Source organism: Mangrovibacter sp. MFB070 (assembly GCF_000705335.1).
GTDB lineage: Bacteria > Pseudomonadota > Gammaproteobacteria > Enterobacterales > Enterobacteriaceae > Mangrovibacter > Mangrovibacter plantisponsor.
The window spans coordinates 1-439 of sequence record NZ_JJMI01000013.1; the positions used below are offsets into that span (position 1 = coordinate 1).

General features: G+C 42.4%; 1 protein-coding gene. It reads left to right on the forward strand.

From position 1 onward, the window contains the following. Positions 1–251, forward strand: a 251-nt coding sequence (locus tag DT73_RS26705) for a hypothetical protein (protein ID WP_235234422.1), incomplete at its 5' end; no start/stop codon positions are given. Positions 252–439: the final 188 nt, after the last annotated feature.

Below are 439 nucleotides of genomic sequence, written 5' to 3' on the forward strand. Positions count from 1 at the left end.
AACCAGCTGAGCTACGTAGCCATCTTTTTTTCGCGTTACCTTATCGGCGTTGCGGGGCGCATTATGCGTATTGGGCCTTGCAGCGTCAACACATTTTTTCCCGAAAAGTGGCTATGAATGTCTGTTTGACTATCTTGCGAACGACTTGGTGTGATAATCAACAAAATATTACGTTTTTTATGATTTTCCTGGTTAAAAAGCCATCATTATCAGTGGCGAAGTTTTTGGCGTATCTGCCGGTAATCGCCTGAGGAATACGGTATTGCAGAAATGCCTGGTGAGATAACAAACAAAGTGATGAGGGAAATGAACAGAGGAATTAAGCAGGGTGCTTGCGAACGACTCAGCAAATAATAGTAATGGCTTATGTTCGTTTGCTGCCCGCATAAAAAATGCCCGCATATAGCGGGCATTCATATTGATGAAAAAGAAGGAAAAA